Below are 15,084 nucleotides of genomic sequence, written 5' to 3' on the forward strand. Positions count from 1 at the left end.
ATATTCGGGGGTATTGAGAGGGTCGTGACGCAACTGGACAGATATGTTTTGTCCAAATTGATGGCGCTGTTCGGGTTTTTCGCGCTCGTGCTGGTCTCCGTCTATTGGGTCAACCGGGCTGTGATCATGTTCGACAGCCTGATTTCGGATGGCCAGACCGCGACGGTGGTGCTGGAATTCACCGCGCTGACCTTGCCTTACGTCATCCGCATCGTGCTGCCGGTCGCCGCCTTCGCCGCCACGATCTACGCGTTCAACCGGCTCGATCAGGACAGCGAATTGGTGGTGATGCGCGCCACCGGCACCTCGAACTGGCGGCTGGCGCGTCCGGTACTGGTCTTCGGGTTGATCGCATCGGTGATGATGGCGCTTCTGGTGAATTTCCTCGTCCCCGCCGCGAAGGCCCGGCTGGCCGAGCGTCAGCAGGAGGTCGCGCAGAACCTGACCGCGAAATTCCTCACCGAAGGCACGTTCCAGCATCCCGCGCCGGGCATCTCGATCTATATCCGGCGCATTTCCGATCTGGGGGAGTTGCAGGATATCTTCGTCTCCGACAGCCGCTCGGCGCAGACGAGCACGGTCTATACCGCCGACAAGGGCGTGATCGTGAAGACCGAGACGGGGCCGAAACTGATCATGTTTTCGGGCATGGCCCAGACCCTGCGCAAACCGTCGGACCGCCTGTCGGTCACGCGGTTCAGCAATTTCACCTATGATATCGGTTCGTTCCTGAAGGCCGGGAAAGCGCGGGCACCGAAGATCGACGAGATGACGACGCCGCGCCTCGCCGCGATGATGGCCGGGACAGGTCTGGATGCGACACCGGGTGCGGAGAGCGCCAAGGCAGCCCGCGACGCGCTGCGGCTGGAGCTTGCCCGGCGGATCACCCAGCCCCTTCTGGCGCCGATCGCGGCGCTGATCGGCTTCTCGGCGCTGATGATGGGCACATTCTCGCGCTTCGGCATGTGGCGGCAGATGTCGCTCGCCATTGGCGGGCTGATCGTGGTGCAGGTGCTGCAAAACGCTGCCGAGACGAGTTCCGGGCGCGACCCCTCGCTCTGGCCGAGCCTGATTGCGCCGACGCTGGGCGGGATCGTGATGGTGCTGTTCATGCTGTGGTGGTCGGGGCGTCCGCGCCGTATCCGGCCCAAACGGGAGGCTGCCGCGTGACGCTTGCGCTCTATCTTGCGAAACGGTTCCTCCGCAGCTTCCTGATCGTCGCGGCGAGCTTCTGGGGCATCCTGTTCCTGATCGACGTGGTCGAGGAAATCCGCCGCTTCTCCGATCAGGGGCTGAGCCTGCTGCAGCTCTCGGTACTCTCTGCGCTCAACATTCCCGAGACGATTTACACCATCCTGCCGTTGATCGTGATGCTGTCGGCGGTGGCGCTGTTCGTCGCACTGGCGCGCAGCTCGGAACTGGTGGTGATCCGGGCGGCGGGCCGGTCCGCGCTGCGGATGCTGGCAGCCCCGATCGCGGCGGCGCTGGTGATTGGTCTACTGGCGCTGCTGGTCGGCAACCCGCTCGTCTCCGCCACCTCGAAGCGCTATGAGACGCTCGTCGATCACTACACGTCCGATGGTGGCTCGACCGTCTCGATCGGGCGCGAGGGCGTGTGGATGCGGCAAAGCGCGGGCCTTGCCTCGGACGGCAAGTCGCTGGCGCAGGCGGTGATCCATGCCGAGCGCGCCAATGGCGACGCCACAACCCTGCACGGCGTGACCTTCCTGATCTTCGACCCTAATCGCGGCCCGGTGCGCCGGATCGACGCGAAGACCGCGACGCTGGTGCCGGGCGCATGGCAGTTGCAGGACGTGAAGGACTGGCCGCTGGGCGAATCCACCAATCCCGAGCGCGACGCCACCACCCAGGACAGCCTCTCGCTGCCCTCCGATCTGACGGTCGCCAGCATCCGCGACAGTTTCGGCAAGCCCTCCGCCGTGCCGATCTGGCAATTGCCGAGCTTCATCGCGTCGCTGGAAGATGCGGGCTTCTCGGCGCGGCGCCATATCGTGTGGTTCCAGATGGAGCTGGCGCTGCCGGTGCTGCTGGCCGCGATGGTGCTGATCGCTGCCAGCTTCACGATGGATCATGTGCGCTTCGGAGGCATCGGCGCGAAAGTTCTTTTGGCCTTGGCGGCGGGTCTGGGCTTGTTCTTCCTGCGCAATATCGCGCAAGTTCTGGGCGATAACGGACAGATTCCCGTTCTACTCGCGGCCTGGGCGCCGCCGGTGATCGGGTTGATGCTGCCGCTGGCGCGGCTACTGCACCGGGAGGATGGGTGATGCGGCGGCAATTCGGCGCCTTGGCAGGACGGGCGAGCGCCTTGGCGCTGATCGTCGCGCTTGGCATGGCGGGACCGCAGACGGTGCGCGCACAAGACGCCACCGCGACAGCCTCCACCACGACACAGGACGCGGCGATCCCCTCTTCGGACGAACTGGCGACGCTGCTGGCCGACCGGGTCTCGATCCGCAATCAGAACGAGCTGGTCGCAGAGGGCAATGTCGAGGTCTTCTACAAGTCGAACCGGCTTTCGGCCAAGCGCGTGGTCTATGACCAGAAGGCGGACAAGCTCTACCTCGAAGGTCCGATCCGGCTGGTGCAGCCTGGCCAGTCGCAGGCGGTGATCCTCGCCTCGCAGGCGGAGTTGTCCTCGGATCTGCAGAACGGCATCCTGCTCAGCGCCCGGATGGTGATGGCGCGCGAATTGCAACTCGCCGCCGCCCGGATCGAGCGGCGCGACGGCGCGATCACGATCATGAACAAGGTCGTGGCCTCGTCCTGCGAGGTCTGCCGGACCAATCCGACGCCGCTTTGGGAAATCCGCGCGAGCCGCGTCGTGCATAACGCGACCACGCGTCAGATCGTCTTCGAGGATGCCCAGTTCCGCGCGGCGGGCGTGCCGATCGCCTATCTGCCGCGGCTGCGTCTGCCTGCGCCGGGCGTGCGACGGATGACGGGCTTCCTCGCCCCACAATTCCGCACCACGAGCGGTCTCGGACCGGGGCTTCTGGTGCCCTATTTCATCGCGCTCGGGCCCAGCCGCGACCTGACGGTGACGCCCTATTTCGCGACCTCGCGCACCGAGACGCTGAACCTGCGCTACCGGCAGGCCTTCAACTGGGGCAAGATGGAATGGTCGGGCGCGCTGAGCAATGACGACATTCGCAGCGGCACGCGCGGCTATCTCTTCGGCGATCTCGAGGCGCAGCTGCCCCGCGAATTCCGCCTGACCGCACAGCTTCGGCTGGTCAGCGACGACAGCTACCTGCTCAATTACGGGCTCGGCGACGACGACCGGCTGTGGTCGGGTGTCGAACTCGAACGGGTGCGCCGCGACGAGATGATCTGGACCCGCGTCGGCAATATTCACTCGCTGCGCGCGGATGAGAACAACTCCACCGAACCGATGCTGAGCGGCACCGGCGAATGGATCCGCACCTTCCGCCCCGCTGGGATCGGCGGACAGGGCAGCCTGCGGTTTTCTACCTTGGCGACGCGGCGCGCTTCGAGTTCGACGCTCGATCTCAATGGCGACGGACGCCCCGACGGGCGCGACATGGTGCGTGGCTCGCTCACCGCCGACTGGCGGCGCAACTGGCTGTTCGGGCCGGGTATGCTGGGCTCGCTCGAGGCGCAATTCGCAGGCGACATCATCGAGACCAATCAGGACCCCGCCTTCAGCGACACGATCCTGCGCGGCCAACCCACCGTCGCTGCGGAAATTCGCTGGCCTTGGGTGAAGACGAGCGGGCGCGCCGCCTATGTGATCGAGCCGGTGGCGCAGATCGTCTGGGCGCCCGATCATCTGGCCGACGCCCCGAACGAGGACAGCCAGCTGCCCGAATTCGACGGCGGCAACCTGTTCTCGCTGACCCGCTATCCGGGCGAGGATGCGCGCGAGACCGGCCTGCGCGCCAATGTCGGGCTCGGCTGGACGCGCTATGACAGCTCCGGCTGGTCGCTGGGCGTCGCGGCGGGCCGCGTCTTCCGCCAGCGCGATCTGAGCCAGTTCTCGCAGGGCACGGGGCTGTCGGGGACGAAATCCGACTGGCTCCTCGCAACCCATCTGGCCACCGCGAACGGGCTGACGCTGTCGAACCGCGCGCTGTTCGACGATAACTTCTCCGTGTCGCGCGACGAGTTGCGGCTGTCGCGGGCCGGCGACGACTTCAACGTCTCGGCAGGATATCTCTGGCTCGAGAAAAACCCCGCCGAAGGGCGCGACGACAACATGTCGGAACTGATGCTCGACACGGGATGGCGTTGGGGCAACGGCTGGTCGGGCACGCTCAGCACACGTTACGATTTCACCGCCGAGCGCGCCGCGCGCGCCAAGCTCGGCCTGCGCTACCAGACCGAATGCATCGCGGTTGATCTTTCCCTCTCGCGCCGCTTCACGTCATCCACTAGTGTAGCCCCGGAGACCGATTTCGGCCTTTCCGTCCAACTCGTCGGCTTCGGCGCGAGTGGCGGTGCGCCCGCGCGGCGAACCTGCGGAGGGTGAGGCTGAGGATCGCAAAGCGGCCCAGCGGGCCCAGAGGATCAACGAGGCCCAAAGGGCCAAGACTGAACGAGACGAAACGGACAGGCACGCTCATGACGATGATGACCCGACTGCTCACCCTTCTGGCGCTGATGCTCGCCCTGCCTTTCGCCGCAGGGACGGCGCAGGCGCAATCGGGCGGCAGCTTCGCGCCCGTCGTTACCGTCAACGGGATGGGCGTGACCGATTACGAGATCAGCCAGCGCCAGCGCTTCATGCAGCTGCTCAATGCCGGTTCGAACTCCCGCGAGGATGCCGAGAAGGCGCTGATCGAAGATCGCCTGCGCGTCTGGGCCGGCAATCGGATCGGCATCAAGCTCGACGAAGCTGCGATCCAGCAGGGCATGGACGAATTCGCGGGCCGCGCGAACATGACCGGCGAGCAATTCGTGCAGGCGCTGCAGAAGGAAGGCGTCGATCCGAACACCTTCCGCAACTTCACCGAGGCCGGTCTCGTCTGGCGTCAGGTGGTCCGGGCGCGCTTCGGGCCGCAGGTGAACATCACGAAAGCGGACATCGACCGCGCGATGAAGCCCGAAAGCCAGACTGGCAAGGGCGTGAAAGTGCTGATCTCCGAGGCGATCGTGCCCGCCCCGCCGGGCCGCGAGCGCGCGGCGATGGGTCAGGCGCGCCAACTGTCGGCCGCGCAGGGCGAAGGCGCCTTCGCAGCACTCGCGCGTCAATATTCGGCCGCCCCCTCGCGGGATCGCGGCGGGCGTCTGGACTGGATGCCGATCGACAAGCTGCCGCCGCAACTGCGCGGCGTGGTGCTCAAGCTCAAGCCGGGCACGGCGACCCAGCCGATCGAACTCAAGGGCGCGGTCGCGGTCTTCATGCTGCGCGCGATCGGTGACGGCGACGCGCCGTCGGGCCCGCAGTCGCTGAGCTACATGACCTTCGCGATCGGCCAGACCGGCTCGCAGCAATCGGCCAAGATCCAGAGCCAGGTGGCCGCGGCGCGCCAATGCAACCAGCTCTACACCATCGGCAAGGGCTTCCCGGCGAGCGCGCTCACCATGCATGAGGACGTGGCGCAGGCGCAGGTGCCGACCAATGTCGGTCTCGCGCTGGCGCATCTCGACGTGGGCGAGAGCGAAGTGATCCCGCAGGGCGCAAACGATCTTCTGGTGATGCTTTGCGATCGCAAGGTGGCCCCCGAGGGCGACCAGTCGGCCCCCGACCGCGATCAGGTCCGCGCGGCACTGGAGAGCAAGGCCCTCGAAGCCTATGCCAACGGCTACATGGCCGATCTGGAAGCCGACGCGGTGATCGTGCGCAAATGAGCGCCCAGCCGACCGATCGCACCGCGGCCCGTGCGCCCGACCGCCCCGTGATCCTCAGCTGCGGCGATCCCTCGGGGGTTGGCCCCGAGATTGCCGCCCGCGCCTGGGAGCATTGCGGCGCGAAGCTGCCCTTCGTCTGGATCGGCGATCCCGCGCATCTGCCGCGCGGCACGAAGATCCGCGAGATCGACCGCCCCGCCGATGCGCTGCGCCATGCCAGCGCCGGGTTGCCGGTGCTGCCCCATCAATTCCCCGCCGCCGCCCTGCCGGGGGAGCCGGACCCGGCCAATGCGAAAGCCGTCATCGACGTGATCGCGCGCGGCGTCGATCTGGTGATGCGCGGCGAAGGCACCGGGCTGACCACCGCGCCGATCAACAAGAAGGCCCTGAAGGACGGGGCAAAGTTCACCTTCCCCGGCCATACCGAATATCTGGCCCATCTCGCGGGCGTCGAGCGGGTGGTGATGATGCTGGCCTCGTCGCGGGTCGATCCGCCGCTGCGCGTGGTGCCCGCCACAATCCATGTCGCGCTCTCCGAGGTGCCGAAACTCCTGACCCCGCAGCTTCTGCGCGAGACGGTGCGGATCACCTATGAAGGGCTGCGGCGCGATTTCGGCTTCTCTGCCCCGCGGATTGCGGTGGCGGGGCTGAACCCGCATGCAGGCGAAGGCGGCGCGATGGGCTCCGAGGAAGGCGACTGGATCGCCGACACGCTCGACGGTCTGCGCGAAGAGGGCTACGCGGTAGCGGGCCCGATGCCCGCCGATACGATGTTTCACGCCCGCGCCCGTCAGACTTACGACGCCGCGATCTGCGCCTATCACGATCAGGCACTGATCCCGATCAAGACGCTCGATTTCGACGGCGGGGTGAACATCACGCTCGGCCTGCCCTTTGTGCGCACCTCGCCGGATCACGGCACCGCCTATGACATCGCGGGCCAGGGCCGCGCCAACCCTGCCTCGCTGATCGCGGCGCTGGAGATGGCGGCCCGAATGGGAGCCGCGCGTCATGACTGAGGCTGCGTGATGGCGACGATCGATGGGCTGCCGCCGCTGCGCGAGGTTCTGCAGACGCATGACCTCGTCGCAAAGAAGAGCCTTGGGCAGAACTTCCTGCTGGACCTGAACCTGACCGCAAAGATCGCGCGCTCTGCGGGCGATCTGACGGGCGCGGACGTGTTGGAGGTCGGCCCCGGCCCCGGCGGTCTGACGCGCGGGCTTCTGGCCGAAGGGGCGCGCAAGGTCCTCGCGATCGAGAAGGACACGCGCTGCCTGCCCGCCTTGGCCGAGATTGCCGAGGCCTATCCGGGACGTCTCGAGGTGATCAATGGAGATGCGCTGCAGGTCGACCCGCTCGCGCATCTGACACCGCCGATCAAGATCGCCGCGAACCTGCCCTATAACGTGGGCACCGAGCTTCTGGTGCGCTGGCTGACGCCGAAAGACTGGCCGCCCTTCTGGGAGAGCCTGACGCTGATGTTCCAGCGCGAGGTGGCCGAGCGGATCGTGGCCAAACCGGGCAGCAAACATTACGGGCGGCTCGCGATCCTCGCGCAATGGCGTGCCGAGGCGAAGATCGCGATGAGCCTGCCGCCCGAGGCCTTCACGCCCGCGCCGAAGGTCCATTCCGCGGTGGTGCATCTGCGCGCCCTGCCCGAGCCGCGCTATCCGGCCGATGCGGCAACGCTCAGCCGGGTCGTCGCTGCTGGCTTCAACCAGCGCCGCAAGATGCTGCGCGCTTCGCTGAAAGGCGTGGCCCCCGATATCGAGGCGAAGCTGGAGCAGGCCGGGATCGCCCCCACCGAGCGCGCCGAACGCGTGACGCTGGAGCAGTTCTGTCGGCTTGCGCGCATCGTCGCGGGTCAGGAATGATCCGCGCCGCGCGCGAAGACGACCTGCCGCGCATTGCCGAGATCGCCGAGGCGGCCTTCTCCCCCTACATTCCCCGGATCGGACGCCCGCCCGCGCCGATGCTGGCCGATCACGCCGCCGAGCTGCCGCATCTCTGGGTCTGCGAGGGAACGAGCGGGGTCGCGGGCTATATCGGGCTTTTTGCGGATGACGGCACGCCGCCCCGATTGCAGATCGAGCCCGTCGCCGTCGACCCGGCCGCACAGGGGCAAGGGATCGGGCGGCAGTTGATGGCGTTCGCCGAGGCGCGCGCACGCGAGATCGGCGCGACAAAGCTGTGGCTTTACGCCAATGCCGCGATGGAGGAGAGCCGCGCGGTCTATGCGCGGCTCGGCTTTATCGAGCGCGACCGCCGGACGGACGGTGGCTATGACCGGGTCTTTCTGGACAAAGACCTGACCGTCTGAGCGCCGCCCCTGCCCCATCATGCAAAAAGGCCCGCCGATCCGGCGGGCCTTTTGCTATCTCTTGTCCGAGGCTTTACTCGCCCGAGGCTTTGGGCAGCTCGGCGCTCGCCTCTGCCTTTTCAGCCTTGTCGGCTTTCGGGGCGCGCGGCTTGCGCGGGGCGCGCGGACGCTTGGGCTTTTCGGCCTTTTCCGCTCTCTCCGCCTTCTCAGGCTGTTCCGCGGGTTTCGGCGCCTCTTCGCTGCTGCGGCTTTCGGGCGTCTCGACGAGGGTGGAATCCTCTTCGAGCTCCAGCTGCGGCATCGGCGGCATCATCTCGGGGCTTTCGGCGCGCTTGTTGCGACCAGAGGATTTCGCCTCGCTGCGCTCTTCGCGACGCTCGGACGTATTGTTGTCCTGAGCTTCACCCTTCGACTGGGCCTCGTTCTGGCCCTCGTCCTGCTGAGCGTGGTTCTGGCCGTTATTCTGACCGTTGCCACCGTTGTTCTGGCCGCCGCTGTTGTGACCACCGTTATTCTGGCCACCATTGTTCTGGTTGCCATTGTTCTGGTTGTTTTGCTGGCGCTGCTGGTTGCGGGCCTCTTGCTCGCGGGCCTGTTCTTTCTGCGCCTCGCCCAGCATTCGCGTGTAATGCTCTGCGTGCTGCAGGAAGTTCTGTTCGGCCACGCGATCGTTGCCGAGCTGCGCATCGCGCGCAAGCTGAAGATATTTGTCGATGATCTGCTGCGGCGTACCGCGCACCTTGCCTTCGGGGCCGGAGCTGTCGAAGACGCGGTTAACGATATTGCCCATCGACCGTTGACGGTTCGACTTATTGCGCGAACGGGATTTCGAAGATCTCATGGCTTTCGTTTTCTTGGCCCGTTGTCACGGGCTTTTCGGAAATGGCCGCTAATGCGTGGCCTGCGGGCTGAACTGTCACGCTGGGCATACTTGCCCGGTTTCGTTCCTAACACCCGCGCTGTGAAGCTGAGCCGTGCGGTGGATCAATATCCGCCCTGCACAGGCTTGACTAAACATGCGGGGGGCCACCTTTCAAGTCAGAAAATCGGTCAAATCCGCGATTTCCGCCGATTCGCGGGGTTTTCCCCAAGTTTTTGCGCGATTTCGCGCTCAGGAAGCGCCGCAATCCGCCGTATCCCCGGATTTATGCGCCAAAACGACGCGGTCGCGCCCATCGAGATCCTGGCGCGTCTCGATCCGCTCGAAACCTTGGGCCGCGAAGAGGTCACTGACCGCCTGCGCCTGCGTCGGGCCGATCTCCACCGCAAGACGCCCACCTGCCAGCAACCGCGCCCCTGCCCCGCGTGCAATCGCACGATAGGCGTCGAGCCCATCGCCGCCGGGGGTCAGCGCCGAGAGCGGCTCCCAGTCGCGCACATCCTGCGAGAGCCCCGCCATTTCGTCTTGGGCGATATAGGGCGGGTTCGAGACGATGAGGTCGTAGCGCCCCGGCACATTGGCAAACCAGTCTGAAATCAGGAACTTGGCGCGTTTGGCCACACCGAGCGCCTCGGCATTGGATTTCGCGACCTCCAGCGCGGCGTCCGACAGATCGGTCCCCGTTCCCGCCGCGAAGGGCATGGATTTCAGCAGCGAGATCAGGATGCAGCCGGTGCCGGTGCCAAGGTCGAGCGCGTGGACGAAGGGGCGTTCCAGCGCCACCTCGACCAGCAGTTCCGTCTCCGGGCGCGGGTCGAGCGTGTCGCGGGTGACGCGGAATTCGTGCCCCCAGAACAGGCGTTTGCCGGTGATCTGAGCGACGGGCTGACGGGCTTCGCGGGCAGTCAGCGCCACCTCGAACCGGGCGGCTGCGTCCTCTGGCAGCGGGTCTTGCAGCGCGAGCGTCAGCCGGTCGGGCGCCACCTGCAACGCATGGGCCAAAAGCCTGCGCGCATCGGTCTGCGCGCCCTCGATCCCGGCCTCGCGTAATCTCCGGGTGGCTGCGACCAGCGCGTCCTGCGCCCTCACGCCTCCATCTCCGCGAGCTTGGCCGCCTGATCGTCGGCGATCAGCGCGTCGACCACCTCGTCGATCTCGCCTTCCATAACCTTATCAAGGGAATAGAGCGTAAGATTGATGCGGTGATCGGTCAGCCGCCCTTGCGGGAAATTATAGGTTCGGATGCGCTCCGAACGGTCGCCGGAGCCCACCTGCGACTTCCGCGTCTCGGCACGCTCGGAGGCTGCGCGGTCGCGTTCGGCCTCGAACAGCCGCGCCCGCAGAACGGCCATCGCATTGGCGCGGTTCTGGTGCTGGGATTTCTCCGACGATGTGACGACGATCCCGGTCGGGATATGGGTGATGCGCACCGCCGAGTCCGTCGTGTTGACGTGCTGGCCGCCCGCCCCGGAGGCCCGCATCGTGTCGATCCGGATGTCATTGGCGGGAATGTCGATATCGACCGCCTCGACCTCGGGCAGAACGGCCACGGTAGCGGCAGAGGTGTGGATGCGCCCGCCGGCCTCAGTTTCCGGCACGCGCTGCACGCGGTGAACGCCGGATTCGTATTTCAGGCGTGCAAAGACGCCCTCGCCCTCGATCCGGGCTACGGCTTCCTTGACGCCGCCCAGCTCGGTCTCGGTCAGCTCCATCATCTCGAACCGCCAGCCATGTTTCTCGGCGTATTTCTGATACATCCGCAGCAGGTTGCCCGCGAAAAGCGCCGCTTCCTCGCCCCCCGTACCGGGGCGGATCTCCAAGATCGCAGGCCGCGCGTCAGCGGCGTCCTTGGGCAGAAGCGCCACGCGCAAAGCCTGCTCCATCTCGGGAATGCGGGATTTGAGGCGCGGCAATTCCTCCTCGGCCAGATCGCGCATTTCCGGGTCGGTGAGCCAGCCTTCTGCCTCGTCCAGATCGGCGCGCGCCTGACGCCAGGCTTCGATCTGGGTCACGACCGGCTTCAATTCGGAGTATTCGCGGCTGATTTCGGCGATCTTGGCGGGCTCCGCACCAGCATTGAGCAGCGCCTCGAGGTACTCGAAGCGCGCGAGGATCTGGTCGAGTTTCTCTTCGGGCAACATGGGATCGGTTTGGCGCGAAGCGCGAGGGGCGTCAAGGCAGGAGCGTTGGGAGGGGAGTGTGTTCATGAGGCGGAGGGCCGCGCCCGACCCTTGGGTGGGCGCTTTGCATCCTCGATGGCTGGGCCCTTTATCGCGAAAGCCCGCAAGGCAGTCGTACCCGCGATGACGTCGCCAATGCGCCCTCCCGGGGGGAGGGTCGGGCGCGGCCCCGGGGCTGGTCGCCCCGCGCGGCATCTTACATCTCGGCGCACCGCATCGAAGGGCCGCCCGTCGCCATCACATATCAGCAGACAGCCCACGCCTCCCTTTACGGCTCGGGTCCTATCACCTAGATAAACAGTCGAGTAATTCGATAGGCGCCCGCGCGCGCCCCCGCCGATGAAAGAGGCTTCCATGACCGCCACGCCCGAAGAGCCGCTTGAAGGCACGCCGCTGATCAAGCCCTCGACGACCGATCACCCGCTCTACGAAAATGTCGTGGAAGCGTGCCGCACCGTCTATGACCCGGAAATTCCGGTGAACATCTATGATCTCGGCCTCGTCTACACGATCGAGATCAGCCCCGAGAATGACGCGAAGGTGATCATGACGCTCACCGCGCCGGGCTGCCCCGTCGCGGGCGAGATGCCGGGCTGGGTTCACGATGCCGTGGCCTGCGTCGGCGGTCTGCGCGATGTCGATGTCGAGATGACCTTCGATCCGCAATGGGGCATGGACATGATGTCCGACGAGGCGCGGCTGGAACTGGGCTTCATGTGAGGCTCGGAGGGGGCTCTGCCCCCGCCCCCTGCGGGTGCCCCCCGGGATATTTCGACCAAGAGGAAGGGAGCCACGCGGCTCCCTTTTTGCTTTCTCGCATTTGCGCACAGGGGCGTTGCGCTTCCCGCCGCCTTGCCCATCGCGCTGCAAGACCCATCTCATGCTGCCGAACGTCAAACCCGATGAGAGGCCCGACTAGATGACCGACATGGCTGATACGCTATTCTCCCCCACGAAACTCGGTGCGATCGAGATCGCCAACCGTTTCGTGATGGCCCCGCTGACCCGCAACCGCGCGCCCGATCTGCATCCGACCGACATGACGGTGGAATATTACCGCCAGCGCGCAGGCGCAGGCCTGATTATCACCGAAGGCACGCAGATCTCGCCGATGGGTCAGGGTTATGCCTGGACGCCCGGTATCTACAACGACGCGCAGGTCGCGGGCTGGAAGAAGGTCACCGAGGCCGTGCATGGCGCTGGCGGCAAGATCGTCGCGCAGATCTGGCACGTGGGCCGGATTTCGGTGCCGCAGCTTCTGGATGGGCGCGACCCTGTCGGCCCCTCGGCGATCTCGGCCGAGGCGAAAACCTTCGACGGTGAAGGCTTCGTCGCGACCACCACGCCCCATGCGCTGACGGTCGAAGAGATCGCCGCCACGGTCGAGGATTACCGCAACGCCGCGCGCAACGCGAAAGCCGCGGGCTTCGATGGCGTCGAAATCCACGCCGCGAATGGCTACCTGATCGACCAGTTCCTGCGCGACACCTCGAACAAACGCGAGGACGCATATGGCGGCTCGATCGAGAACCGCACCCGCTTCCTGCGCGAAGTGGTGGACGCGGTGACCGAGATCCTCGGCGCCGAACGTGTGGGCATCCGCCTCTCGCCCTGGTCGAACGCGAATAACGTGGGCATCGACAGCAACACGACGGAGCTGTTCGGCACGGTGGTCGAGTTCCTCAACACCAAGCCGATGGCCTATGTCCACTTCGTCGAAGGCCAGACCGGCGGTCCGCGCGAATGGCCCGAGGACGGGATCGAGACGCTGCGCGCGAAGTCGAAAGCGCCCTATATCGCGAATAATGGCTACGACAAGGCGATGGCCGAAGCAGCGCTGAAAGAGGGCGCGGCGGCGGTGGCCTTCGGCAAGCTCTTCATCGCGAACCCGGACCTGCTGACGCGCTTCGAGAAGGACGCGCCGCTCAACGAGCCGAACCCGGACACGTTCTACGGCGGCGGTGCTGAGGGCTATACGGATTATCCTTTCCTCGATGGGTAACGCAGGCCAATTTGCCTGCTAAATAGTTAATGCAGGCGTTTTTACTTGCATATCGCCATGCGCAGGCATTATAACCTGCGCATGGCTCATTTTTGTGTCCTCACCGGCGATATCGTCGCCTCGACCCGGCTCTCGGCGTCGGAGCTGAGCGCGGCGCTCGATGCGATCGAGGGCGCGGCGGCAGTGCTGCGGCCCGCATTGGGCGACACGGCTTTCGCCCGCAATCGCGGCGATGGCTGGCAGATCGCGATCACCGAGCCGCGCTATCAGGCAAGGCTGGCCGTGCTGATCGAGGCCGAGTTGCGCGCTCTGGGCGAGGCATTCGCGACCCGGATCGCGATTGCCGAGGGGGACGGCACACTGCCGCCCGATGGCGACCTGAACGGGGCATCAGGGCCGGTCTTCACCGCCTCGGGCCAACTACTCGATAGCTTGGAGGAGCCGCGCATCGCCCATGCTGCGGGCGGGCCGCTTGGCGCGGCACTGCGGCTGTTCGATCAAATCTCGGAAGACTGGACGCCGGCGCAGGCGAGCGCGATTGCGCCGATGCTGCGCATCAAACCACCGACCCAGACCGCAGCTGCGAAAGAAATCGGGATCACCCGGCAATCGCTGGCACAGGCCTTGGCAAGCGCGGCTTACCCGGCCATCGTGGAGGCCCTAGCGATGATCGAGGAGACCCCATGATCGAGACTTTCGCAGCGCTTCTCTTCGCCCATGCCTTCACCGATTTCGCGTTTCAAAGCAGCGACATGGCGGCGAAGAAGGCCGGGCGGGAGGGAGCGGCTCTGGCCAAGCACATCGCGATCCTCGCGGGGCTGACGCTGTTGGTGGGGCTGCAGCTGAGCTGGGCGCTGATCGGGGTGCTGGCGCTGGTAGCGCTCAGCCATCTCGTGATCGATGTGGCCAAGAGCTTCGCGCCCAATACGCATCCCCTCGCCGCCTTCCTCGGCGATCAAGCCGCTCATCTGGCTGCGACCGGGCTCATCGCCGCCGCCTTCCCGACGTTCTGGGCTAATTCGCTCTGGGCGAACCTCGCATGGCTCCCCGGCGCCCTGACGCTCGCCACCGGGTTATTGATCACAACCCGCGCGGGCGGCTTCGCGGTGGGGCTGCTGATGGCGCAATATGAAAACGATGCCCCGCCCGAAGGCCTGCCCCAAGGCGGGCGGATGATCGGGCTGCTCGAACGCGGACTAATCTTTCTGCTGGTACTCGCCGGTCAACCCTCCGGCATCGGCTTCCTGATCGCGGCGAAGTCGATCCTGCGCTTCGAGGCGGTCTCCAAGGACGGGGCGAATCCGAAATCCGAATATGTGATCATCGGCACGCTGGCCTCTTTCGGCTGGGCGCTCGCCGCCTCTTACGCCACGCTCGCGCTTTTGGGACAGCTTCCGCCCCTTGGAATCCTGCCCGTCCCCGACTAAATTACTCGGTGAAGGAGAGCCCCCATGTTCAACGTCCCCGGACAAGATCCCGTCACCCTGACCGACGCCGCCGTCGCGCAGATCGCCAAGCTGATGTCGCGCGAGGATGCGGCTGGCTTCCGCATCGGCGTGAAGAAAGGTGGCTGCGCGGGCATGGAATACACGATGGAGGTCGCGGCCGAGGCCGGGCCGATGGATATCGTCGTGGAAAAGGGCCCCGCCCGTGTGCTGATCGCGCCGATGGCGCAGATGTTCATGCTGGGCACCGAGATCGACTACGAGACCGGCCTTCTGGAATCGGGCTTCAAGTTCCGCAATCCGAATGTGGTCGATGAATGCGGCTGCGGCGAGTCGATCAAGTTCGCCGATATGGAAGCCCCCCAGACCAACGGCTAAGTCTCGCCCCCGCGCCAATTTGTCCTTTGCGAGCCTGCGCCCCCTGC

The 15,084-nt window shown here is 65.9% G+C and carries 15 protein-coding genes; 12 read left to right on the plus strand and 3 right to left on the minus strand.

The annotated features are described in order from the left end of the window. The first annotated feature begins 24 nt into the window (after window positions 1-24). From lptF to BMI85_RS01325, 7 genes are all read left to right on the plus strand, one after another. Complete coding sequence (gene lptF, locus BMI85_RS01295; RefSeq protein ID WP_078599241.1) at window positions 25-1,170, plus strand: LPS export ABC transporter permease LptF; 1,146 nt, start codon at window positions 25-27, stop codon at window positions 1,168-1,170. Further along, window positions 1,167-2,285: an LPS export ABC transporter permease LptG gene (gene lptG, locus BMI85_RS01300; protein WP_078519336.1), complete on the plus strand. Its 1,119-nt coding sequence runs from the start codon at window positions 1,167-1,169 to the stop codon at window positions 2,283-2,285. Before lptF ends, lptG begins: the two co-directional genes overlap by 4 nt. Further along, window positions 2,285-4,510, plus strand: coding sequence for an LPS assembly protein LptD (gene lptD, locus BMI85_RS01305; RefSeq protein WP_246832463.1), 2,226 nt, complete (start codon window positions 2,285-2,287; stop codon window positions 4,508-4,510). The genes lptG and lptD overlap by 1 nt, the downstream gene beginning before the upstream one ends. Window positions 4,511-4,611: 101 nt before the next feature. Then, window positions 4,612-5,832: a peptidylprolyl isomerase gene (locus BMI85_RS01310; protein WP_210402295.1), complete on the plus strand. Its 1,221-nt coding sequence runs from the start codon at window positions 4,612-4,614 to the stop codon at window positions 5,830-5,832. Further along, the gene (gene pdxA / locus BMI85_RS01315) at window positions 5,829-6,851 is read left to right on the plus strand and encodes a 4-hydroxythreonine-4-phosphate dehydrogenase PdxA (RefSeq protein WP_078599242.1); all 1,023 of its coding nucleotides are present in this window, start codon (window positions 5,829-5,831) and stop codon (window positions 6,849-6,851) included. Before BMI85_RS01310 ends, pdxA begins: the two co-directional genes overlap by 4 nt. 9 nt (window positions 6,852-6,860) lie before the next feature. Next, window positions 6,861-7,706: a 16S rRNA (adenine(1518)-N(6)/adenine(1519)-N(6))-dimethyltransferase RsmA gene (rsmA, locus tag BMI85_RS01320; protein WP_078599243.1), complete on the plus strand. Its 846-nt coding sequence runs from the start codon at window positions 6,861-6,863 to the stop codon at window positions 7,704-7,706. Then, entirely contained in the window at window positions 7,703-8,152 is a 450-nt protein-coding gene (locus BMI85_RS01325) for a GNAT family N-acetyltransferase (RefSeq protein ID WP_078599244.1), read from the plus strand. Before rsmA ends, BMI85_RS01325 begins: the two co-directional genes overlap by 4 nt. A gap of 73 nt (window positions 8,153-8,225) precedes the next feature. Here BMI85_RS01325 and BMI85_RS01330 read toward each other — a convergent pair whose 3' ends face one another. The 3 genes from BMI85_RS01330 to prfA form a co-directional block, all read right to left on the minus strand. Further along, a complete protein-coding gene (locus BMI85_RS01330; protein ID WP_078599245.1) occupies window positions 8,226-8,993 on the minus strand; it encodes a DUF4167 domain-containing protein in 768 nt (255 codons plus the stop codon). 270 nt (window positions 8,994-9,263) lie between these two features. Next, window positions 9,264-10,121, minus strand: a complete 858-nt coding sequence (gene prmC / locus BMI85_RS01335) for a peptide chain release factor N(5)-glutamine methyltransferase (protein ID WP_078599246.1) — start codon at window positions 10,119-10,121, stop codon at window positions 9,264-9,266. Next, complete coding sequence (prfA, locus tag BMI85_RS01340) at window positions 10,118-11,173, minus strand: peptide chain release factor 1 (protein ID WP_078599247.1); 1,056 nt, start codon at window positions 11,171-11,173, stop codon at window positions 10,118-10,120. The genes prmC and prfA overlap by 4 nt, the downstream gene beginning before the upstream one ends. A gap of 393 nt (window positions 11,174-11,566) precedes the next feature. On the opposite strand from prfA, the gene BMI85_RS01345 reads away from it, so the two are divergent. From BMI85_RS01345 to BMI85_RS01365, 5 genes are all read left to right on the plus strand, one after another. After that, window positions 11,567-11,932 carry a DUF59 domain-containing protein gene (locus tag BMI85_RS01345; RefSeq protein WP_078519345.1) on the plus strand — a complete coding sequence of 122 codons (366 nt, stop codon included), beginning with the start codon at window positions 11,567-11,569 and terminating at the stop codon, window positions 11,930-11,932. Between the two features lie 208 nt (window positions 11,933-12,140). Further along, window positions 12,141-13,214: an alkene reductase gene (locus BMI85_RS01350; RefSeq protein ID WP_078599854.1), complete on the plus strand. Its 1,074-nt coding sequence runs from the start codon at window positions 12,141-12,143 to the stop codon at window positions 13,212-13,214. 81 nt (window positions 13,215-13,295) lie between these two features. Continuing rightward, window positions 13,296-13,901, plus strand: coding sequence for a MarR family transcriptional regulator (locus tag BMI85_RS01355; RefSeq protein ID WP_143594956.1), 606 nt, complete (start codon window positions 13,296-13,298; stop codon window positions 13,899-13,901). Then, window positions 13,898-14,641 carry a DUF3307 domain-containing protein gene (locus BMI85_RS01360; RefSeq protein ID WP_078599249.1) on the plus strand — a complete coding sequence of 248 codons (744 nt, stop codon included), beginning with the start codon at window positions 13,898-13,900 and terminating at the stop codon, window positions 14,639-14,641. The genes BMI85_RS01355 and BMI85_RS01360 overlap by 4 nt, the downstream gene beginning before the upstream one ends. A 24-nt stretch (window positions 14,642-14,665) precedes the next feature. Then, the gene (locus BMI85_RS01365) at window positions 14,666-15,037 is read left to right on the plus strand and encodes an iron-sulfur cluster assembly accessory protein (protein ID WP_075774555.1); all 372 of its coding nucleotides are present in this window, start codon (window positions 14,666-14,668) and stop codon (window positions 15,035-15,037) included. The last annotated feature ends 47 nt before the right edge of the window (window positions 15,038-15,084 follow it).

The sequence above is a fragment of the Thioclava sp. DLFJ4-1 genome, assembly GCF_002020145.1.
GTDB lineage: Bacteria > Pseudomonadota > Alphaproteobacteria > Rhodobacterales > Rhodobacteraceae > Thioclava > Thioclava sediminum.

Coding starts and splice junctions, on each gene's coding strand:
- lptD (WP_246832463.1), top strand. CDS start 2,285: ATGCGGCGGCAATTCGGCGCCTTGGCAGGACGGGCGAGCGCCTTGGCG.
- BMI85_RS01310 (WP_210402295.1), top strand. CDS start 4,612: ATGACCCGACTGCTCACCCTTCTGGCGCTGATGCTCGCCCTGCCTTTC.
- pdxA (WP_078599242.1), top strand. CDS start 5,829: ATGAGCGCCCAGCCGACCGATCGCACCGCGGCCCGTGCGCCCGACCGC.
- rsmA (WP_078599243.1), top strand. CDS start 6,861: ATGGCGACGATCGATGGGCTGCCGCCGCTGCGCGAGGTTCTGCAGACG.
- BMI85_RS01325 (WP_078599244.1), top strand. CDS start 7,703: ATGATCCGCGCCGCGCGCGAAGACGACCTGCCGCGCATTGCCGAGATC.
- BMI85_RS01330 (WP_078599245.1), bottom strand. CDS start 8,993: ATGAGATCTTCGAAATCCCGTTCGCGCAATAAGTCGAACCGTCAACGG.
- prfA (WP_078599247.1), bottom strand. CDS start 11,173: ATGTTGCCCGAAGAGAAACTCGACCAGATCCTCGCGCGCTTCGAGTAC.
- BMI85_RS01345 (WP_078519345.1), top strand. CDS start 11,567: ATGACCGCCACGCCCGAAGAGCCGCTTGAAGGCACGCCGCTGATCAAG.
- BMI85_RS01350 (WP_078599854.1), top strand. CDS start 12,141: ATGGCTGATACGCTATTCTCCCCCACGAAACTCGGTGCGATCGAGATC.
- BMI85_RS01355 (WP_143594956.1), top strand. CDS start 13,296: ATGGCTCATTTTTGTGTCCTCACCGGCGATATCGTCGCCTCGACCCGG.
- BMI85_RS01360 (WP_078599249.1), top strand. CDS start 13,898: ATGATCGAGACTTTCGCAGCGCTTCTCTTCGCCCATGCCTTCACCGAT.
- BMI85_RS01365 (WP_075774555.1), top strand. CDS start 14,666: ATGTTCAACGTCCCCGGACAAGATCCCGTCACCCTGACCGACGCCGCC.